The 14,566-nt window shown below is 47.9% G+C and carries 12 protein-coding genes and 1 pseudogene; 5 read left to right on the top strand and 8 right to left on the bottom strand.

What is annotated here, in order from left to right:
* The first annotated feature begins 187 nt into the window (after positions 1–187).
* From BLQ32_RS10845 to BLQ32_RS10830, 4 genes are all read left to right on the top strand, one after another.
* Positions 188–1,348: a Gfo/Idh/MocA family protein gene (locus BLQ32_RS10845; protein WP_074510321.1), complete on the top strand. Its 1,161-nt coding sequence runs from the start codon at positions 188–190 to the stop codon at positions 1,346–1,348.
* Positions 1,349–1,378: 30 nt separating this feature from the next.
* Positions 1,379–2,122, top strand: a complete 744-nt coding sequence (locus BLQ32_RS10840) for a ThuA domain-containing protein (protein ID WP_074510320.1) — start codon at positions 1,379–1,381, stop codon at positions 2,120–2,122.
* Positions 2,123–2,134: 12 nt separating this feature from the next.
* Positions 2,135–3,232 (top strand): Gfo/Idh/MocA family protein, encoded by a 1,098-nt coding sequence (locus BLQ32_RS10835; protein WP_074510319.1) that lies wholly within the window; start codon positions 2,135–2,137, stop codon positions 3,230–3,232.
* A gap of 232 nt (positions 3,233–3,464) precedes the next feature.
* Complete coding sequence (locus BLQ32_RS10830) at positions 3,465–4,193, top strand: SGNH/GDSL hydrolase family protein (protein ID WP_083335307.1); 729 nt, start codon at positions 3,465–3,467, stop codon at positions 4,191–4,193.
* A gap of 28 nt (positions 4,194–4,221) precedes the next feature.
* Here the strand turns inward: BLQ32_RS10830 and BLQ32_RS10825 are convergent, their stop codons facing one another.
* From BLQ32_RS10825 to istA, 8 genes are all read right to left on the bottom strand, one after another.
* On the bottom strand, positions 4,222–5,190 hold the full coding sequence (locus tag BLQ32_RS10825) for an NAD(P)-dependent alcohol dehydrogenase (protein WP_175557105.1): 969 nt from the start codon (positions 5,188–5,190) through the stop codon (positions 4,222–4,224).
* 28 nt (positions 5,191–5,218) lie between these two features.
* Positions 5,219–5,935 carry a DUF4386 domain-containing protein gene (locus BLQ32_RS10820; RefSeq protein WP_074510318.1) on the bottom strand — a complete coding sequence of 239 codons (717 nt, stop codon included), beginning with the start codon at positions 5,933–5,935 and terminating at the stop codon, positions 5,219–5,221.
* Positions 5,936–6,071: 136 nt separating this feature from the next.
* The gene (locus BLQ32_RS10815; RefSeq protein WP_244890344.1) at positions 6,072–6,785 is read right to left on the bottom strand and encodes a hypothetical protein; all 714 of its coding nucleotides are present in this window, start codon (positions 6,783–6,785) and stop codon (positions 6,072–6,074) included.
* Positions 6,786–6,813: 28 nt separating this feature from the next.
* Positions 6,814–7,083, bottom strand: a complete 270-nt coding sequence (locus BLQ32_RS10810) for a hypothetical protein (RefSeq protein ID WP_074510317.1) — start codon at positions 7,081–7,083, stop codon at positions 6,814–6,816.
* 230 nt (positions 7,084–7,313) lie between these two features.
* Entirely contained in the window at positions 7,314–10,028 is a 2,715-nt protein-coding gene (locus BLQ32_RS10805) for a winged helix-turn-helix domain-containing protein (RefSeq protein ID WP_074510316.1), read from the bottom strand.
* Between the two features lie 617 nt (positions 10,029–10,645).
* Entirely contained in the window at positions 10,646–10,993 is a 348-nt protein-coding gene (locus BLQ32_RS10800) for a hypothetical protein (RefSeq protein WP_074510315.1), read from the bottom strand.
* Positions 10,994–11,634: 641 nt separating this feature from the next.
* Positions 11,635–12,390, bottom strand: coding sequence for an IS21-like element helper ATPase IstB (istB, locus tag BLQ32_RS10795; protein WP_074510314.1), 756 nt, complete (start codon positions 12,388–12,390; stop codon positions 11,635–11,637).
* A complete protein-coding gene (istA, locus tag BLQ32_RS10790; RefSeq protein WP_074510313.1) occupies positions 12,387–13,925 on the bottom strand; it encodes an IS21 family transposase in 1,539 nt (512 codons plus the stop codon). The genes istB and istA overlap by 4 nt, the downstream gene beginning before the upstream one ends.
* Before the next feature lie 436 nt (positions 13,926–14,361).
* Here istA and BLQ32_RS10785 point away from each other — a divergent pair.
* Positions 14,362–14,566, top strand: a pseudogene (locus tag BLQ32_RS10785) (helix-turn-helix domain-containing protein); the annotation flags it as partial.

The following is a 14,566-nucleotide window of genomic DNA, read 5'->3' as shown; positions in this document are numbered from 1 at the left end:
CCAAAATCATTTAATCTTTACACTATATGGAATAAATTCGCCAGAAACGCTTTCTACACCTCTTTTAATATCAAAACAAAAGCATGTTAATTATCAATAAACCGTTTAAATTTGACAGAATATTAACTATTCGAGAAAATAAAAATGTGTTTGTTTAATCATTAAACAAAGAATGGGAGATGAGGAAATGGCTAAGCTAAATATCGGTATGGTCGGCTATAAATTCATGGGCAAGGCGCACAGCAACGCGTATCGCGCGTTGCCGATGTTTTTTCCGGACCGCATCAAGCCAAATATGAAAGTGATTTGCGGCCGAAATACCGAAGCTGTGTCAGCTGCGGCGGAACAATTCGGCTGGGCAGAACACACATCGGACTGGAAAGCGCTTGTTTCCCGGGAAGATATTGACTTGATCGACATCAACGCCCCGAGCAACGCCCATAAGGAAATTGCGGTTGCGGCAGCCACGGCTGGCAAACACCTATACTGCGAAAAACCGCTGGCACTGTCACTCCAGGATTCACGCGACATGCTGGAAGCGGCGGAAAATGCAGGCGTCAAGCATATGGTCGGCTTTAACTACCGCTTTGCGCCTGCTGTCATGCTGGCGAAGAAATTGATCGACGAAGGACGCTTAGGCGACATCTATCATTTCCGGGCCTGGTTTTTGCAGGACTGGCTGGTGGACCCGGACTTCCCTCTTGCCTGGCGCCTGCAAAAAGAAATTGCCGGTTCCGGTGCCCATGGCGATTTAGGGGCGCACCTGATAGACATGTCCCATTACCTCATCGCCGATATCACCGAAGTGATCGGCATGAGCGAAACCTTCATTAAAGAGCGTCCGCTGCCGGAAGAAACTGGCGGCTTATCGGCGACGAGCGGAAAAACGACTGAAACAGGTCCTGTCACGGTAGACGACGCCACTTTGTTCTTGGTGCGTTTTGGAAACGGCGCACTTGGCAGTTTTGAAGCGACCCGTTTTGCGACCGGCCACCGCAGCACCAACTCATTTGAAATCAACGGCTCCAAAGGCAGCGTTATTTTTGATTTTGAACGGATGAATGAGCTGCAAGTTTACTTCACCAACGATAAAGAAGATGTCCAAGGCTTCCGCCGCGTGCTGGCAACCGATCCGTCGCATGCCTATTCCGGTATTTGGTGGCCAGCCGGACATCCAATCGGCTATGAACATACATTCACGCATGCGTTCGTCGAATTTTTGGACGCGATCGAGCAAGACCGTCAGCCGGTCCCGAATTTCAACGACGGCGTCAAATGCCAGCAAGTGCTGGAAGCTGTAGAACAATCCATCAAGGAGAGAAAATGGATCGATGTCTCAAGCCTCTAAGAAACCTGAAACCGTTAGGAGCGATAGATTATGAAGAAAAAAGCATTGATTGTCCAAGGCGGTTGGGACGGCCATGAGCCGGAACAAGTCGCAAACATTTACAAGGATTTGCTGGCTGAAGAAAATTTCGACGTGGAAATATCCGATACGCTGGACGCTTACGCAGACCTTGAAAAATTGAAAGCGCTTCATCTGATTGTGCCGCACTGGACGATGGGCGACATCGATCCGCAATACGTGCGCAATGTCTCGGAAGCCGTCATCAGCGGCGTTGGGCTCGCCGGCAGCCACGGCGGCATGTGCGATTCATTCCGCAAGAACGTCGACTGGCAGTTCATGACCGGCGGCAACTGGGTGGCGCACCCTGGAAATGACGGCGTCGAATACATGGTCAACGTCAAACATTCTTCGAGTCCGATTTTGGAAGGATTGGATGATTTCAAAGTCGTCAGCGAACAATACTACTTGCACGTCGATCCGGCCGTTGAAGTGCTGGCCACTACACGCTTCCCCGTGGCAGATGGCCCGCATGTGTTGAACAAAGCCGTCGACATGCCGGTTGTCTGGACGAAGCGCTGGGGAGTCGGACGCGTATTTTACAATTCTTTAGGACACGTAGCGGATATCATAACGATGCCGGAAGTGTCGTTCATCATGAAAAAAGGATTTTTATGGGCAGCAGAAGGCAAAACGCTTTATGGGAATGCAACTAATCAAAACTATGCCGCTTCCGGGAATGCCCGGAACTATACAGGGATGGGCGATAGCCAATAAGGGAGGAACAAAATGAGCACATTCAAGATCGGCATCATCGGCTGCGGATACATAAGCTCCATTTACATGGAGAATATTCCGGCCTTCAACCATTTATCGCTTGTGGCCTGTGCGGATCTGGACTTGGAACGCGCCCGCTCACAAGCCGCACAATACGGAATTCCGAAAGCCTGCACCGTACAGGAATTGCTGGACGACTCGGAAATCGACCTGGTCATCAATTTAACGCTGCCAAATGTGCATGCGGAAGTCTGCCTTCAAGTGCTGGAAGCCGGCAAACATGTCTACGTCGAAAAACCGCTCGCCATCAGTTTGCAGGAAGCAAAACGTGTGCTGGACAAAGCAGAAGAAAAAGGTTTATTCGTCGGCAGCGCGCCGGATACGTTCCTTGGAGCCGGCATCCAAACCGCTCTGCAGCTGATCCAAAACGGTGACATCGGTGTTCCAATCGGTGCGTCGGCATTTGTCATCAGCCGCGGGCATGAGCATTGGCATCCGAATCCGGCTTTCTACTACGAGAAAGGCGGCGGCCCGCTGTTTGATATGGGCCCGTATTACTTAACCGCGTTGATTGCGCTGCTCGGCCCTATCACCCGCATTGCCGGAGCCGCACGCATCAGTTATCCGGAACGCACTGTCTTGAGCGAACCGAACGCTGGGCAAAAAATTACCGTGTCAACCGAAACCCATATTTCCGGAACGATCGATTTTGCATCCGGCGCCATCGGGACCCTTACTTCCAGTTTTGATGCATTCGGCGGTTCCACGCTTCCGCCGATCGAAATCTACGGCAGCGAAGGCACCTTGCTTGTCCCGGATCCGAATACATTCGGCGGACCGGTGCGGCTGCGCAAAAAAGACAATGAAGACTTTACCGACATTCCCCTCGTATCCAGTTTCCAGGACAACGCCCGCGGCATCGGCGTTGCAGATATGGCCCATGCCATCATGAGCGGCAAGCCGCACCGAGCAAACGGCCAGCTCGCTTATCATGTCTTGGAAGCGATGCATGGCTTTTTGAATTCATCTCGGGATAGTGCGTATTATCGGATGGAAAGCAGTTGTGCGAAGCCGGAAGCATTCTCGATTAGTGAGCGGGTTTTCAAGTAAGCAGCTTGGTTATTGATAGTTATTTAACATAAAAAAGAATGGCGAAATTCGTCCTTTCACGGATGAATTTCGCCATTCTTTTATTCGTTTTGTTTTTCCCCGGATTTTCTTTGGATATTTATGGCGAAAAACCTTCACCCTCAAAATAGAAAGTTTCCTCGAAGAGCTTCGTGAAAGGCGCTCTGTTTGACGTTCATGATATATTGTAAAAAAACATAAAAGGAGAGGCACTATGGCCAAATTCAAGCGGATCGGTAAGAATGCCCTTTTCGCCTTATCAGCCGTTTTCCTGCTCAGCGCCTGTGTACAGGAAGACGCCGAGCAGGAAACACTCGTCGCTTTAGGCGATTCCATCACTTACGGCGCCAATCTTGAAGACAGCGGCCAGTCGGCTTATCCGTATTTGATCGCGGAAGACGCTGGATTCGCAGTGCATAACCTTGCTGTATCCGGCTGGCAAACCGCAAGGGTCAAAGAAGCCCTTCGCGAAGACGAAGACTACCGCCAAAAGGTCAAAGACGCGGACGTGATTGCCATGACAATTGGCAGCAACGATTTGCTGGAGATCCTCCGGCTTGCTGAAACTTCCAGTGCAGGCGACCCGGAACAAGTGGAAGAAATACTGCGGCAAGAGCTTGGTAACAGCGTTGTCTTCGATGAAATCGGTGAACTCATTGAAGAGATCCAGTCACTGACAGACGCCCAAATCCTTCTTTATAACATTTACACCCCTTTTCCGCCTGGCAATTCCATGCACCAAATCGGTGAAGCTCTTCTGCCCCAAGTGAACGCCACATTCCAGGAAGTTACTGAAAGCTATGAGAATGTCTACCTGGTCGATGCCTATTCGGCTTACAATGGCAAACAGGAAGACTACATCATCCCCGGTGACATTCACCCGACAGAAGAAGGACAGGCTGTACTCGCTAAAATTGGGCTGGAGGCTATAAAAAACGATTAAAAAAGCATTGCGCAATTGGCAATGCTTTTTAATCCATCGTGATGACCACTTTCCCTTTAACTTGCCCTTCTCCAAAATACCTGAGAGCATCGGCAGCCTGGAACAATGGATAGCTTTTATCGATGACCGGTACAATTTTACCCCTTTCGAAAAGCTCTCTTATCACGTTTAAATCCTGTTGGTTTGGAAGATAGATGAGGATGCCCATCTTCTTTTTCGTCATTCGTGAAACCAATGGACCCAAAAACGCAAACTGAATAATTCGAGCCGTTGTGCCGCCAATGACGACATAGCGGCCATTCGGTTTTAAAGAGCGTTTACAGTCGAAAATCGAGCGATGGGCGACAACGTCCAAGATCAAGTCATACTGCAGGCCATTTTCAGTAAAGTTTTCTTTTGTATAATCAATGACATGGTCTGCACCAATCGAACCCAGCACAGCCAATTTCCCTGAATTGTCCACAGCGGTCACTTCCGCACCAAATGATTTTGCGATTTGCAGCGCAAACGTACCGACTCCCCCGCCGGCACCATTTACTAAAACTTTTTGACCTTTGCTTATCCTTCCTTTATAGCGGAGCCCTTGCAAAGCGAGGACTGCCGCTTGAGGAATAGCAGCTGCCTGTTCGTTTGTCATGTGTGCTGACTTCATCGCTAATGCATCTTCCCCCACACATACATACTCGGCAAAGCCGCCCCATCCGGCTCCTGAAATATCGCCAAATACCTCATCGCCCGGCAAAAATTGCTTTACATTTTTGCCCACCGCGATGACCTGCCCTGCAATGTCAGCGCCAAGTATTTGGTATTGGGGTGTGAAAATACCACCTAACCGGGTCAATAAAGGCTTCCCTCTTAAAAGATCCCAGTCCCATGAGTTTACGGATGCCGCACAGACTTTTATCAGCACTTCATTGTCATTAGGCGAAGGGTTTTTGACCTCTTTGAACCGGAGAACTTCGGGCAACCCGTATTTCGTTGCGACAAGTGCTTTCATTTTGCAACTCTCCTCTTTTAGTCGGGCACTAATAGACAGGTACAGTTGTTTTTTCATCCACGGGAACAACATCTGAATCATTAAAGCCTTTCAGGATGAGCCACACCGCTAAAGTCATTTCATAAACTGCGATCGGCAACGCCAACAGACCTCCAACTAATGATACTTGCTGGATGACGCCGAACAGGACCAGCAAGGCACAGATGAAAACAAGTACGGCACCCGCCATGCCTAAGTAGGTGATAGCCGCCGGCACAAGCTTTGATTTATAAAAGATGTAACTGTACATGATCGTATTGATGCCGAGGAAAAAAAGCGGCCCGAGCATGAAAGTCCAGTCGTGTATGGCAATCAAGGAAGTTCCGACAGCTTGAAATGAGGCGGCATCCGGAGCTCCCGCTGCTGCAAATTCACGGCTTACTGTCAAAAGAGCAAGCACACTGACTATTCCGATGGTGATGACAACCGCTTCTAGAAAACGGAAGCAAACGTGCCAAAGTGCGATGGTTTCATTGTACTTTCGCAAAATGGGAAACATCGTAGTCGCCGTACCAATGGCTGATACCACTAGAATCAGTTCCATCAGTGCGCCGAGCAGCACCTGGTTGGCGTGGCTAGAGCCTTCGATCAGATAATCAGGGCCATTCAGGATGGGATTGTATAAAAGAACCCCCACTATGGCGGAAACTGCTGCAAGAATAAACAAAACGCCAATAAGTTTCGCCGTTCTTTCAGTTGATTTCATTTTCCTCTTCCTTTCTATATGAACCGGCTACGGCCGTTCTGTGCAAAATACGCTGAGACAAGCGTCCTGTTGACCGCTTGTCATTCCCGTAAAACGATCCATGTTCCCGCTATCATGAAAAAACTTCTTAGACTTTTTATCGCCGCTGCTTCAGGAGCGAATAGCCGAGCCAAGCGATGCCAATTCCCATTGGCACTGCCATCAGCCTGTCCAACTCGTGCGGGAGCACCACGGCTCCCAAGGATGCCACAGCTCCGAAGGCGAATATGGCGGCACCCCAGCGCGACAGGACGCCTGCGCGGAATGTAGCGATGCCAAACACCACACCTCCGGATAAATACAATATCCCGCCCACCGGCCCGATTGCGGCAAGAACTCCCAGGTTGACTTCGCTGCCGGCTCCACTGAAAATTCCCAGGAACCCCTCTACAAATTTCGGGGCGTCGGCCGCCAACAGCGGTATGATCAAGGCTTCGGCAAAATTGAAGGAAGCTGAGAGCACCAGAAAGAGGCTAAACAGAAGAAAACCAGCAAGGCCCAGCCAACCTGCCTTTTCCGCTTGTTTTACGTAAATCCCTACCATGCCGAGCAGCCAGAAAAGGCACATGGCAAAAGTTAAATAGTGGACGTTAGTCCAGGCGCCGGACGTGACCGTCGAAAGAAGTTCAGGCGGGTGGATCATTTGGATGAGCACGTAAAGGAAGCCTGCTGCCATAGCCGATAACCCTGCCCCGCGGAAAAGAGCCAAAGCCGTTAAATTCCATTTTCCTTTTGCCTTAACCGCAGATTTTTGGTCAACGTCAGCCTGTATGTTTCCTTTATAAATTGGAAGCTGGTGATGTGTATTCATAATATGTTCGTCTCCTTTACGATTAATTTCAGTTGTTCTCTCTCGAGCTTTCCTGTTTAGGATTCATCTGAATGACTGAGATTAAAGGAAGGCCCAGATCGCGCACTTTCCTCAACAAACCATGCAAGGCTGCCTGATCCGCTACTGCACCGGAGAGAATGGTTGTTCCGTCGCTTTCGCGGATGAAGGAAAAGCCCTCAAACCAGTCGGCCCACCGGTCATTCAGGTGCCCTTTCAGGCGAATTTCATAAAGTTCTGGCGTCCCGTAGCCATTGTCTGCTTCTTTTTCCCCGTTCATTGTGCGCCTCCTTTTCTCTTCTTGGAGTTGCGGCTCTGCGTCGCAGGTGTGCTCCTTACTTAATCCAAAGATACACGTGCATGTGGTGAGAGCACATCACCATATGTGGTGATTTATCATATAAAAAGAGTAAATTTAAAAACAAAAAAACTGCACCGGAATTGCTAGACTGGTGTCTAACAATTCCGGTGCAGTTCAAATCCGCTTGGATCGGAAGGGTGGTATATTCTTCAAAACAATCCGACTTCCTCCGCCCGGCGTATGGCTGCCCGGCGGCTGTTTACTTCAAGTTTGCTGTAAATGTTCTTGGTATGGGTCCGCAGCGTGTTTAGAGAGATATTCAGCTCCTGGGCAATGTCCGGACCGCTCATGTCGGTTCGAAGCAGCCTCAGCACGTCAAGTTCCCGTTCACTCAGCTGTTCGCTTATATTCTGTTTAACAGGCACATTAGGTTTTGTCTGGCCAAAAGCGGTTAACAGGCGACGGACATAGTGCGAGGCAATCTTCTTTTTTAGGGCAGCTTCAAGCAAAGCCGCCATAGGTGGCCCTTCATCCACAAAGACGCGGACATATCCTTCCGGTTCTGCCAGGGACAACGCTCGCTGCAGCGGCACAAGTCCGGCAGAGACGCCGCTTTCCAGCTGATCGGCATGCGCCTTCACAATCAGGATTTCAATAACGCTCCCCATCCTTTCGCCTTCTTCTGCAGCTTTGAGGAGGCGATTCAGAAATTCTCTTGCCTCAGAAAAGGAACGGTGGTCGGCAAGGCCATTTCCATAGCGGACCAAAAGCACTCGGATCATGGTGATATGCTCAAATTCACGCAAGTAGCTAAGGCTGTTGTCGACGGATAGGCCCTCCTCCCGCATCCAATCGAAAGCGTCGTCCAGCCGTCCTTGCTTAAGCCATACCCTTGTCTTCAACGCCGCAATGGGTCGGACGTTCGGGAAAAAGTCACTGACATACAGCTGTTCTGCTTCTGCGTAAAGTTTGAGCGCAGCGTCGAGATCTCCTTGAGCTTCCTTTATGCGGGCTATAGCGACGCGAGAGCGGTATTGGTTTTGCGGGAACCCGGTACGCTCACCTTGTTCCTTGCTTTTCATTAAATGCTGCAAGGCTTTTGGCAAATCGTTGGATTCCCGGCAAAGCTCGCTCATTCCCACCCACATATCTGCCGTTCCCCGCATGGCAGGTTCGCTCTGTTCCGCCGCTAACTGCAAACCCCGTTCGTAGATGTGCATCGCCTGGCGAAGCCGGCCTTGGGCAATCCGGATATCAGCCAAAGCGATCGATCCACCGACTACGTCTGATAGATTGCCGGCCAGCTGTAAATTTGCCATGCCATCGAAATAGGTATGGTATGCCGTCTCGAGTTCCCCGCTTGTCCAGTAGGCAAGCCCCAAAAGTCCGGCTGCCGCTCCCCGCCGGAGATGATCCGTTTCGGGGACAAGGCCGAGAACCCGCCGGGCGTTTTTCATGGCAGCGGATATGTTCCCCTGCGCCAAAGCATTTGCGGCACGGTAAAGGGAAATTGAGCTTAGGAGCCCGCGAAATTCTTCTTTGTCTACGACGACCATGCCCTCCAAAAAAGATTCGGTTGTTTCATGCACGTCAGCCATTTCCAGCCACCGTTCAGCGTCCTGCAACCGCTCCTCTACTGTCGCGATCTCACCGGCCGACAATAACGCCCAGGCATAAATTACACTAAGGACCGGCCGATGCCGGACAAGCTCATCGGGAATTGCTTTCAACCAGCCGAGCATCGCCGCTTCCTGACGATTCCTGCGCATATCTGCCCAAGCCAGCTCAATCAAGCTTGCAGCACGCGCAAAATCTTCGGCGGCAAGTGCATGGCGAATCGCTTCAGCTGAAAAGCTGTGTTTTTCATACCATGTGCTCGCGCTCAAATGTAGATCAGCTAACTGGTCCCGCTGCTCCTCCTTCAAATACGCATAGAGAACTTCGGCAAAAAGGTGATGATAGCGATACCATTGGCGAGTTTCATCCATCGGAACAACGAAAAAGTTGCCCTGTTCCAACACCTCCAACTGAACGGTCCCATCCTGCCGGCCCGTGACGGCATCGCAAAGCGGCCCGTTTAACCGGTCAAGAATTGAGGTCTGAAGCAAAAAGGCCCGGACGTGGTTTGGCTGCAGCTGCAGGACCTCTTCGACCAGATAGTCCACGATATACCGATTGTCTCCGGCGAATGCCTGGATAAACGCAGGTATGTCACTGCGCCCTTGCATCGAGAGTGCTGCCAGCTGAAGTCCGGTTATCCAGCCTTCGGTACGGGACTCCAGTGCCGTAATTTCATCAGCTGTGAGGTCCAAGCGCATCATCCCTTTGAGGAACAAAGCTGTTTCATCGGGTGTAAAGCGCAGATCGGCGGCACGCAACTCGTTCAGCTGCCCTCGGGCACGCATCCTCGCCAAGGGCAACGGTGGGTTTTCACGTGTGGCGATGGCCAAATGCATCTGTGGCGGAAGGTGCTCGAGCAGGAAGCTGAGAGCCTCATTTATTTCTTTGGAATCAACCACATGGAAATCGTCAAGGACAAGGATGAATTTGAACGGAATGGCCGAGATGTCATTGATCAGAGCCGTCAGAACCGATTCGATTGGCGGTGGCTGCTGGGACTTCAGCAGATTCACCACGCCGGTTCCAAGGTCTTCTTTAATCGTCTGCAATGTCGCAACAAAGTAAGACAAGAAGCGTACAGGGTCACTATCCCCTTTATCCAGCGACAACCATGCGACTCGCCGGCCGCAATCCGCTGCCCATTCGCTAATCAGCGCCGTCTTGCCAAATCCGGCAGAGGCGGCGATAAGCGTCAGTTTGCGATCCAATCCGGCATTGAGGCGTTCAATCAGGCGTGGCCGCTGGACACTGTTTGGCCGTGGCTGTGGAATGTAGAGTTTGGTCGATAAAATCGGAATATTCATAAAACTATTTTACCATGAAAATATTCTTCCTCACATCAAGATTTTTCCTTTAAACGGTTACACGAATTATTATGAGAATTTCTTGAACAAAAATACACGTGCTAAAAATCAAAAACGATTGACCAAGCTGGTGTAGTCTATGATTGATGTCATGCTAAAAAGTGTCTCGTCAGACCTGGAGACGCACTTAAATCAAAAAACTGTATTGAAAAAGCCGTTCTTTTAGAGAACGACCTTGTTGACTTTCATGAAGAATTTTATCGATGCAGAAATGGCAAAAAGGGTTGTATGGCTGATTCAGCATCCAAACATATGTATTCACAGTTCATGAAGAAATGGAGGAAAAACACAGAAAGTATACGGAGGAGCAGAGTCAGAAAGAGATTTAAGATTTATGCATTGGAACATCTATGGTTAACCTCAAACATGAGTTCCTTGTATTTCACATTATACCAGCGGTTCTCAAATTTCCCCTGTAAATACCTTAATTATGACAAGTTGTCATTTACCATAAAAATGCATGAGGAATCCGCTTTATTGCAAGCTTGATTAGATTCTTCATGCATTTTTATTGTATATCTTGAATTGTGTTAAGCATAGGATGGCTTTTTTTATTTTTATTTGAGATAGTTACGGTAACCAGGATTGATACGTGAGCGGTCGATATTATGGACAATGGTGACATCCCACTCCTCGTCCTCCCAGTACCCGCCGATCAGCGGAGAGATGATTTCCTTCCACATGATCGGCAAATCTTCCTCCACATAGGCGAGCGCCTTTTCGGCGATCACTTCGCGCTTCTCCATGTCGAATCCGCCCACCGGAAACATCCGGTCATACCCTTCGCCCGTCTCGCGGTCGTAAAGAGCGATGATGAGCGTCCCTTCCTGTTCACTGACCCGTATCCGGTATTTCTCGCCATGTTTGTTCACGTCCCACAGCCCTTTTTCGGTCAGCTCCTCCATCCAGTCCTTGAAGGTCTCTTCGCCCTATAAGTCGGTAAACCAATTATCCATGTCGTCTGCCCCTTTCTGAGAGTTTATTTTATAAGTGAATTTTATCTTATTAACGGGAACTCGCTGGAGTTCCCTGGCACTTTGCATATCACTCATTTAACCAGTCTTCTGTCTTCCTTGAAAAGAATTCAATTTAATTATTTTAGGGCAGGGAAATAATTCTCTTCATAATTTATTAGATTGATTTTCAATTCATTTTAAAAACTGAATCTTCATTCGATTATTTTTTTCTAGCTCAAGTAGTAACTTTCAAGTTACTACTTGAAAATCCTAGTACAATTAGACACTGCGATGTGGACTATCTTATTCTTATATTTCTTCAGGACTTTTAGAATAGTATTCTCTTGCTTTCACTGATATTTCTAGAGCCTAATTATGTGCAGCTTTGTCATTTTTTAATACGCTAAGTGATTCTCTATCAGTTATTTGTCAGAAAATCACCTCCGTGTTGTTTGAGCAAGTGAGTATTGCGGAACGAAAAAGCCACGTGTGCGGAGATTTGAGCCATCAATTGCGGAGAATGTGTCCAGTAAATGCATAGAAGAGAGCCACTGGCTAAATTTTACCGGTGACTCTCTTTTGGTATATGGTCAACGAGGCGCGACTAAACTATGGCGTTCACGCATTGAGATTTTGCCATCGATCAATATGTTATAGGAATCATGGACAATCCGGTCGAGAATTGCATCCGCCACCTGGGCTTGTCCAAGTTTGGAATGCCACCCTTCGGGTGAGAACTGCGAACAGAAGATGGTAGAAGTCCGTTTGAGTCTCGCATCGATAATTTCTAAAACATGAAGTACTTGGTCTTGCGACAACTCACTCAGGAGCCATTCATCCAGTATCAATAAATCAATGGATCTATATTTTTGAATCAATTTTCGAAAACTTCCGTCTGCCTCATGTTTCGCAACGGCGAGTTCATCCAATAATTCGGGCAAGCGGATATATTTCACCTTGTAGAATTGCCGGCAGGCTTGAATGCCGAAGGCATTTGATAACCACGTCTTCCCGTTGCCTGAAGCACCCATAAGGATAATGTTATGATGCTTCTGAAGATAGGTGCCGGACGCCAACTCTAAGATTAACTGCTTATCCAACTTACGGTCAGCGTGGTACTCGATCAGTTCCACCGATGCGCTCGAGTCATCAAACGTCGCCTGTTTAATCAGTCGGTCCAGTTTATTCGACCTCCTGCGATCATATTCCGTATCCACCAATAGGTTAAAACGATCATCAAAATCCATACCCTGGAAGTCTTTATTTTCATTCTGCAGTTGATATAAGTCCGCCATTCCACTCATCTTCATGTCCATTAATTTTCGTAAGGTTTCTTGATTGATCATTTTTTATCCCTCCCAAAATAGGTAGCGCCTCTGGTAAAACCATAGTCCTCTGTCTGCGGTTCCCGCACGAGTTGTTTGTCCGCTTGCTTTTTCTTCTGCCTCGCTAAGATGCTTTTTAGCACGGCAACGGTTGGATGTGAGGATATCTCCAGTAACGTTTTGGTCGCTGCCTCAAGCTCTGTGCTTGTTCTTTTAGAAGCCGTATTTCTCAATCCATTCAATATATTCAACGCTTTCTTTTCGACATTCGTTTTTAGGATATGGTCAACCAGACGTTCCATATTTGGTCCGATCTCCTTCGCCCATTTTCGGTTATTTTCTGGGTTATGATCGAGATAACGCCGGTGGTGATCCGGCATGTGATCCAGGTTTGTGGCATATGAATCTTCCGATTTCCGTTTGCGTGGGTGGGATGCAATGCGCACATCTTTAAAGTACAATTCAATTACATCCGCAGTGATTCGAACATCGACATCCTCGCGGACGTATTCATAAGGAACGGAATAGAACTTATAGTCCACTTGAACACGGTAGTTCGGTTGGACTTTGGCAGTTGCCCATTCCGTCATCTTGAACCGTGTTGGGGGCAGAGGGTGAAGGTGGCTCTTCTCCTCTTCTTCAAACACTTTGAATCTAGAACCCTCGCGCTTTTGAAAGTCCATCGTATTGATTTCTTCCAGCTTTTCAAAGATTCGCGCATTCAAATCCTCAAGATGAAAACATTGGTAGTTTCGTAAAGACGCGATGATCTGTCTTGAAATGTATCCAACAGTTCCTTCTACACTCGCTTTATCTTTCGGCTTTCGGACGCGACTAGGCACGACAACTGCCCGATAGTAATCAGCTAATTCCCGGTAAGCTTCATTAATTATTGGATCGCCCCGAAGGGGCTTCGTCACGCCCGTCTTTAAGTTGTCAGGGACCAAAACCTCGGCAACACCGCCGAAATATTCGAATGCATGAATATGGGCGCGCAGCCAAGAAGTTGATTTCATATCTAGAAATGCCTCTACATAACTCAACTGGCTGTAGGGAAGAGTTGCGATGAACACATACGCTGGTATAATTTCGCCGGTCGTATTATCCATGATTTTAAGCGTCGTTCCTGCCCAGTCTACTTCTAGGATCTCGCCTGGTTTTCTTCTGATGGGCATGGTCAGTTTATGCTTCTTTGCGAAGTTTCCGTATTTTTCAGCGAATGTCCGATAGGCATAAGGGACTTTTCCATCTTCTCTGGCTGCACTTGCGTATTCATTGTGCAGAAGCGTCAAATTGACGTTTTTCTTTTGAAGTTCTTTGTGAACCCACTCGAAATCAACAGGACAATAACCCTTTTCAATCGCTTGTTTCTCAGGAATTAGATAAGTCCCAAGCCATTGATTATTCATGGAATCCTCCAACTCTCTGATCCCTCTTTCTTTAGCCCGTTGGACAACTTCAGCAATCGTATTTCGCGAGTGTCCGGTACTGGAACTGATTGTCCTCTGGCTAATGCCATCGAACTCCATCCCCAGAATTTTTCGATAATTAACCATAAAAAAAACTCCTTCTACACAAGTGTCATGCTTTTAAGCACGCCCCTTAAGTATACCGGAGGTATTTATCGTGAAAACGTATTTGTGGCTCTCTACTCCGCAAAAGCTGGCTCTATCTTCCGCAATTGATGGTTTAAGTTTACGCATAAGTGGCTCATTCATTATGCAATATTCAAGCAAGTCTGTAGTACTTTAACTCTCGGGTGGCTTAAGCCTAATTAAATTTTAACATCTAAGCTTTATTTTTAACAGATAATTCAGAATATATTAAGTTTTGTAACTATATTGTAAACGCTAAACTAGAGAGAGCAATTTATCACAATTAAGATAGAGCAGGTTTCCACAAATAAGATTGACCAATTTCCCTACAAATATGACACTTTTAATAGGCTGCGACTAGTTTATTGAAAGTGAGGAAATTGGAGTGAACAGATTTATGAAATATGTAGAAGTTCGTAAGCTGCAGGCAGAAGGGTTCTCCATTAACTCGATTGCGAAGAAGCTGAACATGTCGAGGAATACCGTAAAAGAATATATCGGGATGGCGCCGGAGGAGTTTGAAGACTTTCTTATTTCGTTGCGCAACCGGTCCAAGAAGCTGGATCCCTTTCGGGATCACATCCTCCAGTGGCTACATGAGC

It is taken from the genome of Planococcus glaciei (genome assembly GCF_900099655.1).
Lineage (GTDB): Bacteria > Bacillota > Bacilli > Bacillales_A > Planococcaceae > Planococcus > Planococcus glaciei.
Note: the sequence above shows the minus strand (reverse complement) of the source record. Positions and strands in the feature narration are given on the sequence as shown.